Source organism: Saccharopolyspora indica, from assembly GCF_027853965.1.
GTDB lineage: Bacteria > Actinomycetota > Actinomycetes > Mycobacteriales > Pseudonocardiaceae > Saccharopolyspora > Saccharopolyspora indica.
Genome location: NZ_JAQGLB010000023.1, coordinates 82,149 through 98,011 on the forward strand (window position 1 = coordinate 82,149; position 15,863 = coordinate 98,011).

General features: G+C 70.8%; 16 protein-coding genes and 3 tRNA genes. 5 read left to right on the top strand and 14 right to left on the bottom strand.

The annotated features are described in order from the left end of the window. Positions 1-22 precede the first annotated feature (22 nt). Positions 23-670 (top strand): membrane protein YczE, encoded by a 648-nt coding sequence (yczE, locus tag OU416_RS34105; RefSeq protein ID WP_270931195.1) that lies wholly within the window; start codon positions 23-25, stop codon positions 668-670. Positions 671-809: 139 nt separating this feature from the next. Here the strand turns inward: yczE and OU416_RS34110 are convergent, their stop codons facing one another. From OU416_RS34110 to OU416_RS34125, 4 genes are all read right to left on the bottom strand, one after another. After that, positions 810-2,453: an ABC-F family ATP-binding cassette domain-containing protein gene (locus OU416_RS34110; RefSeq protein ID WP_270931196.1), complete on the bottom strand. Its 1,644-nt coding sequence runs from the start codon at positions 2,451-2,453 to the stop codon at positions 810-812. A 51-nt stretch (positions 2,454-2,504) separates the two neighbouring features. After that, entirely contained in the window at positions 2,505-2,819 is a 315-nt protein-coding gene (locus tag OU416_RS34115) for a DUF4190 domain-containing protein (protein WP_270931197.1), read from the bottom strand. 103 nt (positions 2,820-2,922) lie between these two features. Next, complete coding sequence (locus tag OU416_RS34120) at positions 2,923-3,291, bottom strand: nuclear transport factor 2 family protein (RefSeq protein WP_270931198.1); 369 nt, start codon at positions 3,289-3,291, stop codon at positions 2,923-2,925. An 87-nt stretch (positions 3,292-3,378) separates the two neighbouring features. Further along, on the bottom strand, positions 3,379-4,356 hold the full coding sequence (locus tag OU416_RS34125; RefSeq protein WP_270931199.1) for an alpha/beta fold hydrolase: 978 nt from the start codon (positions 4,354-4,356) through the stop codon (positions 3,379-3,381). 52 nt (positions 4,357-4,408) lie between these two features. Here OU416_RS34125 and OU416_RS34130 point away from each other — a divergent pair, with 52 nt between their 5' ends. Beyond that, entirely contained in the window at positions 4,409-5,011 is a 603-nt protein-coding gene (locus OU416_RS34130; RefSeq protein WP_270931200.1) for a TetR/AcrR family transcriptional regulator, read from the top strand. A gap of 18 nt (positions 5,012-5,029) precedes the next feature. On the opposite strand, the gene OU416_RS34135 is transcribed toward OU416_RS34130, so the two are convergent. The 6 genes from OU416_RS34135 to OU416_RS34160 form a co-directional block, all read right to left on the bottom strand. Next, a complete protein-coding gene (locus OU416_RS34135) occupies positions 5,030-5,686 on the bottom strand; it encodes a hypothetical protein (protein WP_270931201.1) in 657 nt (218 codons plus the stop codon). Positions 5,687-5,881: 195 nt separating this feature from the next. After that, positions 5,882-5,958, bottom strand: a tRNA-Phe gene (locus tag OU416_RS34140). Positions 5,959-5,987: 29 nt separating this feature from the next. Further along, a tRNA-Asp gene (locus OU416_RS34145) sits at positions 5,988-6,064 on the bottom strand. A gap of 24 nt (positions 6,065-6,088) precedes the next feature. Beyond that, positions 6,089-6,161 (bottom strand) — tRNA-Glu (locus OU416_RS34150). Positions 6,162-6,485: 324 nt separating this feature from the next. After that, positions 6,486-7,073 carry a TetR/AcrR family transcriptional regulator gene (locus tag OU416_RS34155; RefSeq protein ID WP_270931202.1) on the bottom strand — a complete coding sequence of 196 codons (588 nt, stop codon included), beginning with the start codon at positions 7,071-7,073 and terminating at the stop codon, positions 6,486-6,488. Between the two features lie 142 nt (positions 7,074-7,215). Next, complete coding sequence (locus tag OU416_RS34160; protein WP_270931203.1) at positions 7,216-7,455, bottom strand: hypothetical protein; 240 nt, start codon at positions 7,453-7,455, stop codon at positions 7,216-7,218. A gap of 217 nt (positions 7,456-7,672) precedes the next feature. Here OU416_RS34160 and OU416_RS34165 point away from each other — a divergent pair, with 217 nt between their 5' ends. Both OU416_RS34165 and OU416_RS34170 read left to right on the top strand, forming a co-directional pair. Then, positions 7,673-7,894, top strand: a complete 222-nt coding sequence (locus OU416_RS34165; protein ID WP_270931204.1) for a heavy-metal-associated domain-containing protein — start codon at positions 7,673-7,675, stop codon at positions 7,892-7,894. A 285-nt stretch (positions 7,895-8,179) separates the two neighbouring features. Next, complete coding sequence (locus tag OU416_RS34170; protein WP_270931205.1) at positions 8,180-8,629, top strand: hypothetical protein; 450 nt, start codon at positions 8,180-8,182, stop codon at positions 8,627-8,629. A 271-nt stretch (positions 8,630-8,900) separates the two neighbouring features. Here OU416_RS34170 and OU416_RS34175 read toward each other — a convergent pair whose 3' ends face one another. The 3 genes from OU416_RS34175 to OU416_RS34185 form a co-directional block, all read right to left on the bottom strand. Next, positions 8,901-10,058: an acyl-CoA dehydrogenase family protein gene (locus tag OU416_RS34175; RefSeq protein ID WP_270931206.1), complete on the bottom strand. Its 1,158-nt coding sequence runs from the start codon at positions 10,056-10,058 to the stop codon at positions 8,901-8,903. Then, positions 10,058-12,106, bottom strand: coding sequence for an acetyl/propionyl/methylcrotonyl-CoA carboxylase subunit alpha (locus OU416_RS34180; RefSeq protein ID WP_270931207.1), 2,049 nt, complete (start codon positions 12,104-12,106; stop codon positions 10,058-10,060). Before OU416_RS34180 ends, OU416_RS34175 begins: the two co-directional genes overlap by 1 nt. A gap of 94 nt (positions 12,107-12,200) precedes the next feature. Then, positions 12,201-13,814 carry a carboxyl transferase domain-containing protein gene (locus OU416_RS34185; protein ID WP_270931208.1) on the bottom strand — a complete coding sequence of 538 codons (1,614 nt, stop codon included), beginning with the start codon at positions 13,812-13,814 and terminating at the stop codon, positions 12,201-12,203. A gap of 88 nt (positions 13,815-13,902) precedes the next feature. Here OU416_RS34185 and OU416_RS34190 point away from each other — a divergent pair, with 88 nt between their 5' ends. After that, positions 13,903-14,475, top strand: a complete 573-nt coding sequence (locus tag OU416_RS34190; RefSeq protein ID WP_270931209.1) for an SACE_7040 family transcriptional regulator — start codon at positions 13,903-13,905, stop codon at positions 14,473-14,475. Between the two features lie 3 nt (positions 14,476-14,478). On the opposite strand, the gene OU416_RS34195 is transcribed toward OU416_RS34190, so the two are convergent. Next, entirely contained in the window at positions 14,479-15,849 is a 1,371-nt protein-coding gene (locus OU416_RS34195; RefSeq protein ID WP_270931210.1) for an MFS transporter, read from the bottom strand. Positions 15,850-15,863: the final 14 nt, after the last annotated feature.

Sequence of the window (15,863 nt, forward strand, 5' to 3'; positions counted from 1 at the left end):
AATCCTGTTCTATAAAGAGTCAATGGCCCCCGCAACGGTCCAAGTGGACCTCTCACCGCTTCCGATTCGGACTCGACCGGTCTTCCGGCTCGCGCAGCTGCTCGCCGGCTTGGCCGCCTACGGGATCAGCATGGGCTTCATGGTCCGCGCGCAGCTGGGCCTGGACCCTTGGGACGTCCTGCACCAGGGCCTGGCCGAGCGGCTGGGCTGGAGCTTCGGGGCGATCACCGCGCTGACCGGCGTGCTCGTCCTGCTGGCCTGGCTACCGCTGCGGCAGCCGCCGGGCATCGGCACGGTGGCCAACGTCGTCGTCATCGCGGTCGCGGTGGACCTCACCCTCGCGCTGACACCGCAGCTCAGCGCACTGCCCGGCCGGATCGCCCTGATGGTCGCCGCGATCGTGCTGAACGCGATCGCCACCGCGGTGTACGTCGGCGCGCGGCTCGGTCCGGGTCCGCGGGACGGCCTGATGACCGGCCTGCACGCCCGCACCGGCTGGTCGATCCGAGTGGTCCGCACCACCATCGAGCTCTGCGTGCTCGCCGCCGGCTGGGTGCTCGGCGGCACAGTGGGCGTCGGAACCGTGCTGTACGCAGCGGCGATAGGCCCGCTGACCCAGTTCTTCCTCCGGTTCACGACGGTCCGCGAGAAAAAAGATCTCTGCCCCTAGAGACATCTCGGATACCACGCAGTAGCATGGACGCCGTCCACCTGACCCCCAGGGGTGGACCTTGACGCCCCCGCACTCCCGGTAACCCCCAGGCCGGTTGAGCGCGGGGGCGTCCCTACTTCCGAGCTGGAAGCGCAGCTCAGGCGGTCACTTCGGTCAGCTTCCCGCTGGCCATCTCCAGGCGGCGGTTGGTGCGGACCGCGTCGAGCATCCGGCGGTCGTGGGTCACCAGCAGCAGCGTGCCCGGGTAGGAGTCGAGCGCCGACTCCAGCTGCTCGATGGCGGGCAGGTCGAGGTGGTTGGTCGGCTCGTCGAGCACCAGCAGGTTGACACCTCGCCCCTGCAGCAGCGCGAGCGCGGCACGGGTGCGCTCGCCGGGCGAGAGCGTGGTGGCCGGGCGCAGCACGTGGTCGGCCTTGAGCCCGTACTTGGCGAGCAGCGTGCGGACCTCGGCAGGCTCGGTGTCCGGCACCGCGGCGCAGAACGCGTCGAGCAGTGATTCGGATCCGTGGAACAGGGCTCGGGCCTGGTCGATCTCGCCGATGACGACACCGGAACCGAGCGCGGCGGTTCCCGCGTCCAGTTCGACGCGGCCCAGGAGCGCGCCGAGCAGCGTCGACTTGCCGGAGCCGTTGGCACCGGTGATCGCGACGCGATCCGCCCAGTCGATCTGCAAGGTCACCGGGCCGAAGGTGAAGTCGCCGCGCCGCAGTTCCGCGCCGCTCAGCGAGGCGACGACCGCGCCGGAGCGGGGCGCCGCCGCGATCTCCATGCGCAGCTCCCACTCCTTGCGCGGCTCCGCCACGACGTCCAGCCGCTCGATGAGCCGTTCGGTCTGCCGCGCCTTGGCGGCCTGCTTCTCGGACGCTTCGGAGCGGGTCTTGCGGCTGATCTTGTCGCCGTCGGTGGCCTTGCGGCGGGCGTTGCGGACGCCCTTGTCCATCCAGGAGCGCTGCATCCTGGCGCGGGCCTCCAGCGCGGACTTCTTGTCGGCGTACTCCTCGTAGGCCTCGCGCGCGTGGCGGCGCGCCACGTCGCGTTCTTCCAGGTAGGCGTCGTAGCCGCCGCCGTAGAGGTTGATCTGCTGCTGGGCGAGGTCGAGCTCCAGGACCTTGTTGACGGTGCGCGCCAGGAACTCGCGGTCGTGGCTGACGACGACGGTCCCGGCGCGCAGCCCGCGCACGAAGTCCTCGAGGAGCGCGAGCCCTTCGAGGTCGAGGTCGTTCGTGGGCTCGTCCAGCAGGAACACGTCGTAGCGGGACAGCAGCAGCGAGGCGAGCCCGGCGCGCGCGGCCTGACCACCGGACAGCGAGGTCATGGGCTGGTCGAGCTCGACGGCCAGACCGAGCTGGTCGGCCACTCCTTCGGCGCGTTCCTCCAGGTCAGCGCCGCCCAAGCTCAGCCAGCGCTCCAGGCACTCGGCGTAGGCGTCATCCGCACCGGCCGCGCCTTCGGCAAGTGCGGCGGTCGCGTCGTCCATCGCGAGCTGCGCCGCGGCGACGCCGGTGCGGCGGGCGAGGAACTGGCTCACCGTCTCGCCCGGGCGGCGGTCGGGCTCCTGCGGCAGGTAGCCGACGGTGGCGGTGGCCGGGGAGAGCCGCAGGTCCCCGTGCTCCGGTGCGTCGAGCCCGCCGAGCAGTCGCAGCAACGTCGACTTCCCGGCGCCGTTGGCTCCGACGAGCCCGATGACGTCGCCGGGGGCCACGACGAGGTCGAGCCCGGAGAACAGGGAGCGGTCGCCGTGCCCGGCGGCGAGATTGGCGGCAACGAGAGTCGCAGACATCAGGTCGCCAAGGATATGCGGTCGCCCGGGAGCACCGGGCGAACGTCCTGGCTATCCGAAGATGCCGAAGATGCCGCCCAGCATGTCGGCGGTCTGGGCGGGCGCGGTGAGGAAGAAGTAGAGCACGCCGAGGATCCCGAGAGCGAAGGCGATCCAGCCCACGACGACACCGGCGAGCGCCAGCCCCCGGTTGCCGTAGCTGCCCGGGTCGCGCCTGATCGCGGCCTGCGCCCGGTGCCCGAGGATCGCCCCGACCGGCCCGATGAACAGGCCTCCCCAGCAGCTGACGAGCCCGACCACCGACACGACCAGCGATGCGACGGCGAGGCCGTTGGTGCGCGGCCCCGGCTCTTGGAGATCGGCCACGGTGTCCCTCCCGAAGATCGACTCTCCGGGGAGTATCGAGGGAGTGCCGGGCTCCCGAGGCCGTTCGAGCGAGCTGTGACCACGGTCACAGTTCGACGCCCCGTCAGCGGAAGTCGTTCTCCTTGAGCTCGATCACCCAGGCGCGGCGCTCGGCGATCTTGCCGTCGCGCATGACGAACACCTCCGCCATCGACATGCGCATCTCGCCGCCCGCGGCGTACTTCGCCACACCGTTGAGCTCGGCCATCACGACGTCGTCCTGCTCGACCATGCGCACGACCTCCAGCTCGGGCGGGTCGATGAACACCGGGGCGCCGTCGATGTTCTTGTCGTAGGCCTCCTTGCCGGTCAGCTGGAAGCCACCGAAGACCGTCCAGCGGATGTCGTCGGTCAGGCAGGACAGGATCTGCTCGTGGTCGTTCTTGCGGAAACCGTCGAGGTAGGTGTTGACGGTCTCGATGTTGCGCGACATGTCCGGCCTTCCGGTTGAAGTGCTCTTCGTGAACACCCGAACACTAAACCGATCCGATTGCATTTTGCAAGTGGTTGCAGATCGGGTTCAGACTCGCGCACGACCGCTCAGGAACTCCGCGATGTCGGCGGCGATCTGGTCCGGGTGCTCGCCGTTGATGGCGTGGGAGGCGTCGGGGTAGACGCGCACCGAAGCCGCGGGCAGCGCGCGTTCGGCCGTCGCGGCGGCCACCTCCGGGTCGTGCATGACCGACCGGCCGGCGATGAGCGCCAGCACCGGCACGTCCAGCCCGGCCAGCTGCTCCTCGGTGATGCGGGTCGGCTGCGGCAGGCGCAGCTGGTAGTGCTGCATCCCCGCCTCGATCATCCGCGCGACCGGCACGTCCTCGACCGGAGCGCCGCCCGCCGTGTAGGAGTTGAAGCCGTCGCGCCACGACTTCGGCAGCCACGGCAGGGACGCCGGGATGGACCGCACGACGGTGCCCAGCGGCAGGTCGTCGAAGACGAAGACCGCGTCGACCAGGGTCAAAGAGGCGACGAGACCGGGCTGCCGGATCGCCAGGTTGGCCGCGCTCCACCCGCCGATGGCGAGCCCGACCAGGTGGAACCGCTCCTCGGGCAGTCCGGCGAGCGCCTGGTGCAGCCAGGCCGCCTGGTCCGCGTCGTCGACGATGGGGCGGTCCTGGACGCTGCGGCCCGGTTCACCGAGCAGGTCCACGGTGTAGACGTCGCCGACCTCCAGCAGCGAAGGCATGTTGTCGGCCCACACCGGACTCCCCGAGGACCTGCCCGGGAGGAGCACCAGCGGCGCCGAGGCCTCACCGCTGCCCGCGAAGCGGTAGAAGCGGACGACGCCGTAGTCGGTGCGCACGTCGACCGTGTCCGCAACTGCCGGAAGATCCTGAAATGCCTGGTCATAGGCCGCCATGAAGCGATCGCGCCCTTCCGCGCCGTCCCAGTGCCCGACGGGCGAGGGCGTGCGCGTGGCGAAGGCGGCGACCACCACGAGTCCGGCGACGACCCCCAGGGCGATGAGCCATCGGCGACGACGTTTCGAATTGCTCACGACACTCCTAACCGATCGGTAGAATCTCTGACCGATTGGTAGAATACGAACCATGTCAAGGAGAGAGCGAGCGGAATCCGAGCTGACGCTGACCGAGCGCGCCCGGCGGCGGCAGCTGATCGAGGCCACGGTCGAGCTGGTCGCCGACGGCGGCTACGCGGGCACTTCGCTGGCCCGGATCGCCGAACGAGCCGGCATCACGAAGGCAGCCGTGCTCTACCACTTCCCGTCGAAGGACGCGGTGGTCCGCGCCGCGCACGAGCACGTCCTCAACGCGCTGGTCGCCGAGGTCGCCGCCGCGGTGGAGGCGGCGGAACCCGCGAGCGGCCCCGCGGCCTACATCCGGTCGATGATCGGCCACCTGCGCGACCATCCCCGGCACACCAGGATGATCACCGAGGCGATGACCAGCGAGACCGCCAAGCACGAGTCCGCCGAGCGGTGGCGCCCCCTGGCCCAGATCCTCGAAGCGGCGCGCCCGAACCGGCGGGCCGACCTGCGCACCCTCGCGATCATCATCAGCGGCGGGATCGACGCGATCGTCGCCGAACAGCTCGGCGACCCGGCCTACGACACCGCCGCAGCCGCCGACCAGCTCGTCGCCATGGTCGAGGCCGAACTGTCCTCGGACGGCGGGAGTGCAACGCCCCGCTGACCGGGGCGGGCGGCGCGGTCAGTTCCCGCCCGCGTCGAGCAGCCAGTTGTAGCGGAGGCGAAGAGCCCGCTCCACGCTGGCGAACGCCGCCGCGGCTCCGAGCGCGATGTTCAACCACAGCGGCAGGGAGATGGGCGACTCGAAGGCTCCGACGTTCTCGGCCACCGGAGGTATCCGGGAGATCGGTTCGAGGACCTGCACGAGGTTGAGGCCCAACCCGACGACGAGCACGATCACCGAGATGATGCCGATCGACCGGCTCAACCCTGGTCGATCGCGCTCGAGGCGGGCTCGGCGCCCCTCGGCCGACCTCGCGTCCGGCACGAGCTGGCGCTCCGCCCCGTCGCCGGTGACGTAGTGGCAGCGCTTGACCCCGAAGCCGCTCATCGCCACCTCGATCTCGCCGCCCTCGACCGGGAAGACGGCAGGCGTCTTGGACTCGGCGTGATGCCGACCGTCGCGGTACAGGTGCGCCCTGCCCTCGCCGGTCTCGGAGTCTCCCCAGTGCCGCACATCGATCGCGTACTCCACCTGACGGCCGCCGTCCCCGGCCAGCTGGAGGTAGAACAGCGAGCGGCCGGTGAACAGGTTCCACCAGCGGAAACGCTTCAGCGGACGCCCGTCACCACCCTTCACGCGCTTGACCGCCAGACCCCGTCGCCACTCCTTCAGCACGACTGCCCCCGATGTTCGCGACCGACTTCCAACACACTGTGCTAGTGATTGGTCGCGAGAGTAGCACGGCGTGCTAGTACAGCGTGCTGGAGAAGTGGACGGTGCAACGCGATGAGGAGAGACCGGGCTCGTGACATGCCGAAGGCACGAAAAAAGCCCCCACCTGATCGGTGAGGGCTTGATCGCAGCTCGTGTTGGTGGCCAGGGGCGGGGTCGAACCGCCGACCTTCCGCTTTTCAGGCGGACGCTCGTACCAACTGAGCTACCTGGCCGATAGCGTCCGGCTTCATGCCGTTCGCCTTGGCGACCCAGACGGGACTCGAACCCGCGACCTCCGCCGTGACAGGGCGGCGCGCTAACCAACTGCGCCACTGGGCCATGCTTGCTGTATTCAGTTGTTCGTACCCCCAACGGGATTCGAACCCGCGCTACCGCCTTGAAAGGGCGGCGTCCTAGGCCGCTAGACGATGGGGGCTTGGCCGATTCGGAACCGACCCGGCCTTGCCTCCAACCGGCTTTCCCTTTTCAGGTCCGCTCCGTTGGCGTTGAAGAAAGCTTACGACATGCCCTCAGCGAGCCCAACGCAGGGGGGTCACTTAAGCCGAGGCGCCTCGCCGCGGACCTCCTCCAGGCCCCGCACTCGCCCATCAAACTACCGCCTTGACCTGGCCATTTCGACACTCCGTCAGCCTCGGCGACGGGGCACCCCAGAGGTCGGTGGACACCCATCAGGCGGTCGATCCGAGCGGGAAAACGGACAAACCGGCCAATGTTGGAAAATGTGATCCGGGACTCATGATCAGTCGGTGTTCTCCAGCCGCAGCGCCCCCTCGCGGGCGACCCCGGCGAGGACCACCCGCCAGGTCTCCGCGACGCGCTCCGCCAGGCCGGTGAAGTCCGGGCCGACGGTGTGCGCACCCACCAGGGCCGCGTAGGCGACCCGGGCCACCGCCGCCGGATCCGCACCGGGCCGCAGCTGGTCCGCTTCCGCCGACTCGTGCAGCAGGCGGTCGATCAGGCCGTCCCAGCCGTCGCTGACCGCACCGACGCGACGGCAGGCGAGCAGCAGTCCGGCGCGGAGGACGACGTCCCGCTCCAGCCTGCGAGCCACCTCGATCGTCAGGCCGACCGCCGTCGACAGCGGGTCCCGGCCGCCCTCCAGCCAATCCCGCCGCAGCTCGGCGAGCCCGGCGACGTAGTCCGCGACCAGCGCTTCGGCCACCGCCGCCTTGGAGGAGAAGTGGAAGTAGAACGCTCCCTTGGTGGTCCCGCTGCGCCGCAGGATCGCGTTCAGCGCTGCGGCCTCGTACCCGACCAGGTCGAACTCCGTCGCCGCCGCAGTGAGGATGGCGCGGCGGGTGAGCTGCGCCCGGTGCTGCTTCGGCATGGCTCGGCTCCGGCGGGCAGTCGTTCGCCGATTCCGCTCTTCCGAGCGATGAGACCCACGAACGGTTGATCAACACTGCCACCGGAAGTTACTCCGGCCCGGGGCGTCGCGCCCGCCGGGCGACGCCTCCGCGCGACACCGGTCAGCGGGTGACCGGAGGCAGCCCGTCCTCGTCGGGAGCCAATCCCAACATGTCCAGCAGGAGTCTGCAATCTTCCGCGTCCGCCGCCCCGCGAGCGACCGCCATCCGCGCCTTGTGCACTTGCTCCGGCGAGATCCGCGAGGGCTCGCCAGCACGCGGGGCGGGCACCGCGGGCGACTGCCGCGAGGGTCCGTCTTCCTGCTGCCACAAGAACTTCCGTACGTCCAGCGACCCGTACATGACGCCTCCCCGGCCTCGGGTTCCCGGCGCAGGCTATCCACAGGTTGTCCACACCCGCAGCCCCCCACAGAGTGATTTGACTTCGACGCTGAGTAATCACTCTCCGGGGTCACGATCCACTTCGGATGCTCGCGCGGCGCCGGGATCCTGATTTGATCGTCCACACCGGACGGAACGTGGCACCGGCGCGGCCCGGGCAACTCAGGAAGGAACTCGCATGAGCAGTCGAACGTTCACCGTCGGAGGCATGACCTGCGGCCACTGCGCCCGATCGGTCACCGAGGAGCTCTCCGAGCTCCCCGGCGTCACCGACGTGCAGGTGGCGGTGGCCAGCGGGCAGGTGTCGGTGCTCAGCGAGCAGGAGCTCAGCCGCGATGCGGTCACCGCGGCGATCACCGAGGCCGGCTACACCATCACCGACTGGCCCAGCGCGAACTGACGCATTTCGGGCGGCTACCACGTCGAACCGTTGCGCAAGACCGCCGACCGGGCCCGCCCGAGAAGCGCCGGACGCACGAATCGTGCGCCGAAAGCTCCCCAAGGCCGCTCGTCGCGTGCCACAATCGGGTCGCTGACACACCCCCGGTCAGCACCTGTGGAGATCCCCTCCGGCCCCCGCGTTCGTCCCCCTGACGCGGGGGCCCTCCGCTTTCCCCGGCCGTCAGCGGCAGTGACGGACCTCACAGGGATTCGCGCGCCGCAACCCAACCGTTATCGTGGGCACGTGGCTCTAGGACGAACCAAGACCAGCCGTCGGCAGAAGACGGCCGAACCGGCCGAACCCGATCACGAGTTCGAGTCGTACCTGGCTGCGCTGGCTCCGGAGGAAGACGTCGAGTCCACCGGGTCCGGCCGCCGCTTCGGCGCGGCGCAGGTCCACCAGCTCCGGCTGCCCCTGATGGCCAACGAGCGGCTCAAGGAGCTCGCGGCCAAGCAGGGCACCTCTCCGGCGACGCTCGCCCGCGACTGGGTGATGCAGCACCTGGCCATGGAGGACGAGCAGCCATCGCCCGCCGCACCGCAGCCGCCCGCCGCGCCGCAGGCGCAGTCGGCGCCGATGTGGCCCGACCAGGACACCCAGCAGGACTTCCGCCCGGTGGCCGAGCCGGTGCAGCGCGGTGACGTCGAGCAGACCGAGGAGATCACCGTGCCGCAGAACCGCTTCCGGCACTGAAACTCCGCCTGGACGAACGACGTCCCACCGACCCCGGGGCACCGGGGTCGGTGGGACGTCCGCTTTTTCATCCGGTTTTGTCGTTGAAGCGGCGCAGCCGCTTAGCCCACCCTCGGCGCTTGCACCGCCGCGGGTTCTCAGCGCTCGCCTGGCGAGGACAGCCCGTTCGCCGTGTACCGGACATGCATAAGAACGGGATCCCGCAGCCAGGCGGGCGCTGAGGTTCCGCTACCCGCACCGCCACGCAGAACGAGTCCGCCAGACAGGTTTGTCAGGCCGGCAGGCCGAGCTCCCTGGCGATCAGCATGCGCTGAACCTCGCTCGTGCCCTCCCCGATCTCCAGGATCTTGGCGTCGCGGTAGAAGCGGCCGACCGGGGTTTCGTTCATGAAGCCGTAGCCGCCGAAGATCTGGGTGGCGTCGCGGGCGTTGTCCATCGCCGCGTTCGACGAGGCCAGCTTCGCGATCGCGGCCTGCTTCTTGTACGGCTCGCCGCGCAGCATCCGCGATGCCGCGTCGTAGTAGGCCAGGCGCGCGGTGTGCGCGCGCAGCTCCATGTCGGCGATCTTGAACTGCATCGCCTGGTACTCGCCGATCTTGCGGCCGAAGGCCTCGCGCTCGTCGAGGTAGCGCAGGCACTCGTCCACGCAGCCCTGGGCGAGGCCGACGCCGACCGCCGCGATCGCCACCCGGCCCTCGGTGAGCGTGGCGAGGAACTGCGCGTAGCCGCGGCCCCGCTCGCCGAGCAGGTTCGCGGCGGGCACCCGGCAGTCGTCGAAGGACAGCGCGTGGGTGTCCGAGGCGTTCCAGCCGACCTTCGAGTACTTCTTGGCGACCTCGAACCCGGGCGTGCCCGAGGGCACGATGATCGTGGAGATCTCCTTGCGGCCGTCCGGCTTCTGGCCGGTGACCGCGGTGACCGTGACCAGCCCGGTCAGGTCGGTTCCGGAGTTGGTGATGAACGCCTTGGACCCGTTGATCACCCAGCTGTCGCCGTCCAGGACCGCGGTCGTGCGGGTGGAGCCCGCGTCGGAACCGCCGCCCGGCTCGGTCAGGCCGAAGGCGCCGAGGATCTCGCCGCGGGCCAGCTTCGGCAGCCAGGTGGCGCGCTGCTCGTCGTTGCCGAAGCGGTAGATCGGCATGACGCCCAGCGACACGCCCGCTTCCAGGGTGATCGCCACCGAGGAGTCGACGCGGGCCAGCTCCTCCAGCGCCAGGCAGAGCGCGAAGTAGTCGCCGCCCATGCCGCCGTGCTCCTCCGGGACGGGCAGGCCGAACAGGCCCATCTCGCCCATCGTGCGCACCAGCGGGTACGGGAACTCCTCGCGCTCGTAGTAGTCGCCGATGACCGGGGCGACTTCCTTGCTCGCGAAGGTCCGCACGCTGTCGCGCAGGGCTTCGTGCTCCTCGCTGAGCCGGTGGTCCACCATCACTGGGCCTCCTTCGTTGTCCCGGTCGCGTCCGACGGGGCGGTGAGGACAGCCAGCGGCTGGTCGAGCCCGACCGACTGCCCCTTCCTGGCGTGCACTTCGGTGACGACGCCGTCGATCGGGGCGGTGATGGTGTGCTCCATCTTCATCGCCTCGACGACGAACAGCCGTTGTCCGCTGGTGACCTGCTGGCCCGCGGAGACGTCGGCGACCAGCACCGTGCCCGGCATCGGGCTGGTCACCGCTCCGCCGGAGCGGCCAGCCGCCGCGCCGCGGTCGGCGAGGAGCCGGTGCTCGGCGAGCGCCCAGGTGCGGCCGTCGGCGGCGAGCCACGTGGTGCCGTCGACGTGCGCGAACCGGTAGCGGCGGGTCCGGCCCCGGTAGGTGACGGTCAGCGCGTCGCCGTGCGCCTCCGCCGATGCCCGGTGGATCGCGGATTCCGTTGCGGGCATGGAGACCTCGGCGTCGCGGGCGCGGCCGCGGATGCGGACCTCGACCTCGTCGCCGTCGGCGGCGAAGCGCCAGGTGCTCCACGCGGGCTCGCCGAGGCGCCAGCCGTCGGGGACGTCCCACGGGTCGACCGCGGTGCCGTTGGGTTCCGCGGCGAGCAGGCGCTCCAGGGCCGCAGCCGCGTAGACCTCGTCGGGCGTGGTCTTGCTCTCGGCGATCAGCGCGTCGAGTTCGCGTTCGACCAGGCCGGTGTCGAGGGCGCCCGCCTGCACCTGCTCGTGCCGCAGGAGCGCTCGCAGGAACGCGACGTTGGTCTGCAGGCCGAGGACCGCGGTGTCGCCGAGCGCCTTGTCCAGGCGGCGCAGCGCGTCGCCGCGGTTCGGGCCCCAGGCGATGACCTTGGCCAGCATCGGGTCGTAGTCCGACCCCACCCGGGCTCCCGGGCGGATGCCGGAGTCCACCCGCACGCCGGGGCCGGCCGGTTCGTGGACGGCGAGCACGTCGCCGCCGGTCGGCAGGAAGTTGCGCGTCGGGTCCTCGGCGTAGACGCGGGCCTCCACCGCGTGGCCGTCGAGCGCGATGTCCTGCTGGGTCCACGGCAGCGGTTCGCCCGCCGCGACCCGGACCTGCTGCTCGACGAGGTCGATGCCGCGCTGCCCGCCGACGGTGGTGACCAGCTCGGTGACCGGGTGCTCGACCTGCAGGCGGGTGTTCATCTCCATGAAGAAGAACTCCTCCGGCCGGTCCGCGGAGACGATGAACTCCACCGTGCCCGCGCCGACGTAGCCCACCGAGCGGGCCGCGTTGACCGCCGCCGCACCGATGCGGGCGCGGGTCGCCGCGTCGAGCAGCGGCGACGGGGCTTCTTCGATGATCTTCTGGTGGCGCCGCTGCAGGCTGCACTCGCGCTCGCCGAGGTGCACGACGTTGCCGTGCGCGTCGGCCAGCACCTGGACCTCGATGTGCCGGGGGCGGGCCACGAAGCGCTCCACGAACAGCGTGTCGTCGCCGAAGGCCGACCGCGCCTCGCGCCGGGCCGAGGCGATCTGATCGTCCAGCGCGGACTCGTCGTGGATCAGCCGCATGCCCTTGCCACCACCGCCCGCGGAGGGCTTGAGCAGCACCGGGAAGCCGATTTCGAGCGCCGCCCGGTGCAGGTCGGCGTCGGTCATGTCCGGCTCGCTGCGGCCGGGCACCACCGGGACGTCGGCGGCCGAAACCGTCTGCTTGGCGCGGATCTTGTCGCCCATCGACTCGATCGCGGCGGGCGGTGGGCCGATGAACTCGATCCCGGCGCTGGCGCATTCCGCCGCGAAGGCGGCGTTCTCGGCCAGGAAACCGTATCCGGGGTGGATCGCCTGGGCACCGGTGCTGCGGGCGGCGTCCAGGATCCGCTTGCCGTCGAGGTAGCTCTCGGCGGCCGCGCTCGGTCCGATGTGGACGGCCGTGTCGGCTTCGCGGACGTGCCGGGCATCGCGGTCGGCATCGCTGTACACGGCCACCGAGCGGATGCCCAGCTCGCGCAGCGTCCGGATCACCCGGACCGCGATCTCGCCCCGGTTCGCCACCAGCACCGCGTCGAAGTGCTGCATCGTCATCCCTTCGCCTCGCACGGCAGAGTCGTTGCCCGTGAGCGTTTCGGGGTGCTATAGCGCCCCAAAGCGCGCACGGGACCTGAGCAGCGCATACCGGTCACATCCGGAAGACGCCGTAGGAGATGTCTTCCAGCGGGGCGTTGGCCGCCGCCGAGATCGCCAGGCCGAGGACCGTGCGGGTCTGCTTCGGGTCGATGACCCCGTCGTCCCACAGGCGGGCCGTCGCGTAGTACGGGTGGCCCTGGTGCTCGTACTGGTCGCGGATCGGCTGCTTGAAGGCCTCCTCCGCATCGACCGGCCAGTCCTCGCCGCGCGCGTCGAGCTGGTCGCGGCGGACCGTGGCCAGCACCGATGCCGCCTGCTCGCCGCCCATCACCGAGATCCGCGCGTTCGGCCACATCCACATGAAGCGCGGCGAGTACGCCCGGCCGCACATCGAGTAGTTGCCCGCGCCGAAGGAACCGCCGATCACCACGGTGAACTTGGGGACGCGGGCGCAGGCCACCGCGGTGACCATCTTCGCGCCGTGCTTGGCGATGCCGCCGGCCTCGTACTCCTTGCCGACCATGAAGCCGGAGATGTTCTGCAGGAACACCAGCGGGATCGAGCGCTTGTCGCACAGCTCGATGAAGTGCGCGCCCTTCAGCGCCGACTCGCTGAACAGGATCCCGTTGTTGGCGATGATGCCCACCGGGTGCCCGTGGATGCGGGCGAAACCGGTGACCAGCGTCTGGCCGTACTCCTGCTTGAACTCGGCGAACCGGCTGCCGTCGACGATGCGGGCGATCACCTCGCGCACGTCGTAGGGCGTGCGGCTGTCGGTCGGGACCACGCCGTAGAGCTCGTCCGGGTCGGCCACCGGCGCTTCGACCGGCGCGACGTCCCAGGGCCGGGGCGCGCGCGGGCCGAGGGTGCTGACGATGGAGCGGACGATGCGCAGCGCGTCGGCGTCGTCGGCGGCCAGGTGGTCGGTGACGCCGGAGGTGCGGCTGTGCAACTCGCCGCCGCCCAGCTCCTCGGCGGTCACCTCGGCGCCGGTCGCGGCCTTCACCAGCGGCGGGCCGCCGAGGAAGATGGTGCCCTGGTCGCGGACGATCACCGCCTCGTCGCTCATCGCCGGGACGTAGGCGCCGCCCGCGGTGCACGAGCCGAGCACGGCGGCGATCTGCGGGATGCCGCGGGCCGACATCGTCGCCTGGTTGTAGAAGATCCGGCCGAAGTGCTCGCGGTCCGGGAACACCTCGTCCTGCCTGGGCAGGAACGCGCCTCCGGAGTCCACCAGGTACAGGCAGGGCAGGTTGTTGTGCAGGGCGACTTCCTGCGCCCGCAGGTGCTTCTTGACCGTGAGCGGGTAGTAGGTGCCGCCCTTGACCGTGGCGTCGTTGGCCACCACCACGCATTCGCGGCCGGAGACCCGGCCGACGCCGGTGATGATGCCCGCCGACGGCGCTTCGTCGTCGTAGAGGCCGTGCGCGGCCAGCGGCGAGAGCTCCAGGAACGGCGAGCCGCGGTCGAGCAGCGCGTCGACCCGGTCGCGGGGCAGCAGCTTGCCGCGCTCGACGTGCCGGATCCGGGCCTTCTCCGGCCCGCCGAGGCGGGTGCGGGAGAGCTGGGCGTTGAGGTCTTCGACGAGCTTCGCGTGCTGCTCGGTGTAGCGGGCGAACTCCGCCGAGTCCGGATCCGCGGTCGTGCGCAGGGCGGGCGCATCCATGCGGGGCACACCTTCCACCGGAGGTTAGTCATCGTTAACGTGACCGATGTTAACGATGACTAACCCGGTTCGTCTAGCATCGACTGCGATGCCCACCGATGCAGCCAAACCCTCCCGCCGCGAGCAGATCCTGGCCGCGGCGGCGGAGAAGTTCGCCCGCGCCGGGTTCCACGGGGTCGGCATCGACGACATCGGCAGCGCCGTCGGCATCTCCGGCCCCGCGCTGTACCGGCACTTCCGCAGCAAGGACGCGATGCTGGCGGAGCTGCTGACCGGCATCAGTGACCGGCTGCTGCGCGGTGGCCAGGACCGCGTCGGCGAGGCGGCCGACCCGCACGACGCGCTGGACCGGCTGGTGCGCTGGCACGTCGAGTTCGCCCTGGGCAACCCGGCGCTGATCACCGTGCACATGCGCGACCTGGACAGCCTCGCCGACGACGACCGGCACAAGGTCCGCGAACTGCAGCGCAGCTACGTGGAGGTCTGGGTGGACGTGCTGTGCCAGATCCACCCGGAGCTGCCGCGCCCCACGGCCCGCGCGGCGGCGCACGCGGTGTTCGGCCTGATCAACTCGACGCCCTACAGCGCGCACCTGGACACCGAGGCGATGTCCCGCCTGCTGCGCGCGATGGCCCTCGGCGCCATCGACCGGGCCACCTGAGGCTCAGGCGCGGTGCTCCTTCCGGAGCAGAGCCGCGATGAGGACAGCACCGACGACCAGGAGCGCAGCGGCCGCGGTGAGCGCGAGGGAGTAGCCCGAGGCGCCTCGGCCGGTGGCCAGCGGGACCAGCACCGCCAGCCCCACCGCACCGCCGATCTGCTGGCCGCAGTTCAGCAGCGCCGAACCGAGACCGGCGTCCCGCTCGGTGGTGCCCGATACCGCGGCGACCGCCAACGCGGGATGGCTCAGACCGCACCCGATGCTCGTGATGAGCAGACCGGGCAACACCTCGGTCGCGTAGGCGGCACCGGGCGCAACGCCGGAGAGCACGACCAATCCGATCGCGCTGATCAGGAACGACATCGCGAGGGACCGGCCCACGCCGAACCGGATCACCGACCGGGAGGACAGCCACATCCCGGCGAGGATGCCCGCCCCGTAGGGCAGGTAGGCGAGCCCGGCCGTCAGCGGCCGGTAACCGAGCACGGTCTGCAGGTGCAGCATCAGCAGGAAGGCCATCCCGAAGAAGGCCGCGGAGAACAGCAGCGACGCGGAGTTGGCGACGGCGCGGACCCGGTGGGCCAGGAAGGCCATCGGCACGAGCGGCTCGGCGGTGCGGGACTCGACCACCGCGAACGACACCGCCAGGACCGCGGCCAGCGCGAGGGCACCGGCGGCGACCACGTCCCAGCCCGACTCAGCGACCCGGAGCAGTCCGAAGACCAGCGACAACAGGGTTCCGGTGCCGAGCACCGCACCCGGTACGTCCAGCCGCCCGCGCCCCGCCCGGCTCTCCGCGACCAAGCGCGGGAGCAGTGCGAGGGCGGCGACGGCGACCGGCAGGTTGATCAGGAAGATCCAGCGCCACGACGCCAGGTCGGTCAGCGCGCCGGAGATCACCAGACCCGCCGTGCCGCCCAGCGCGGCGATGCCACCCCAGATGCCGAGCGCTCTGGCGCGTTCGCCGGTGCCGGGGAACAGCAGCGCGATCAGCGCCAGTGCGGCGGGTGCGGACATGGCAGCGCCCGCGCCCTGGGCGAACCGCCCGGCCACCAGCTGCCAGGGCTCCTGCGCGATGCCGCAGACGAGGCTCGCCGCGCCGAACACCACCACTCCGCTCAGGAAGACCCGGCGGCGGCCGAACCGGTCCGCCGCGCGGCCGAACAGCAGCAGGAGGCCGCCGAACGAGAGGAAGTAGGCGTTGACGACCCAGGTCAGCCCCGCGGTGCTGAAGCCGAGATCGGCCTGGAGGCTCGGCAGCGCCACGTTCACCACGGTGTCGTCGAGGACCAGCATGAACTGCACGAAGCACAGGACCACCAGCGCCGGTCCACGACGTCCGGTGACCGCGGCTGTGCGGTGATCAACTGTCATGGGGCGACGCTATG